The organism is Desulfovibrio sp. SGI.169 (assembly GCF_050313595.1).
Taxonomy (GTDB): domain Bacteria; phylum Desulfobacterota; class Desulfovibrionia; order Desulfovibrionales; family Desulfovibrionaceae; genus Desulfovibrio.
The window spans coordinates 1-471 of record NZ_JBNPLS010000090.1 but is presented as its reverse complement, the minus strand read 5'-3'; the positions used below and the strand labels follow the sequence as shown (position 1 = coordinate 471).

The following is a 471-nucleotide window of genomic DNA, read 5'->3' as shown; positions in this document are numbered from 1 at the left end:
GGCAATATCGGAAATAACGCCCATAATCTGCGTGATGGCCTGCGCATGGGCGCTCAGTTGCTCCATTTCCTTCTTCAGATGCAGGGAAACTTCCTGAACCTCGCTGATGCTCTGCACAACGTCGTTTACAACCTGCTCGCCCGCTTCGGCCCTCTGCTTGGTGTCGCTGGAAGCGCCGGAGGCGTTGCTGGCGTTCTTGGCGACCTCCTGAACCGTGGCGTTCATCTCGTTCATGGCCGTGGCCGCTTCGGAAAGATGCTGCGCGGACTCCGCGGCGGTTCTGTCCGACTGCTCAATCTGGGAGGAAAGCTCTGTGGAGGCGGAGGAGATGATGTCAACCATGCCTTCCAGTTGTCCGGCGGCGGCCAGCATGCCTTCCCGCTTGGCGCTTTCGGCCCTGCGCGCGGCCTCTTCGGCCTGGTTCATGGCCGCTCTGGCCTCTTCCGTGGCTTTCTGGGCCTCCTGGGATTT

1 pseudogene is annotated in these 471 nt (G+C 61.4%); it reads right to left on the bottom strand.

Features of this window, described 5'->3' with window-relative positions:
* A pseudogene (locus ACQRA4_RS13925) lies at positions 1-471 on the bottom strand (methyl-accepting chemotaxis protein); the annotation flags it as partial.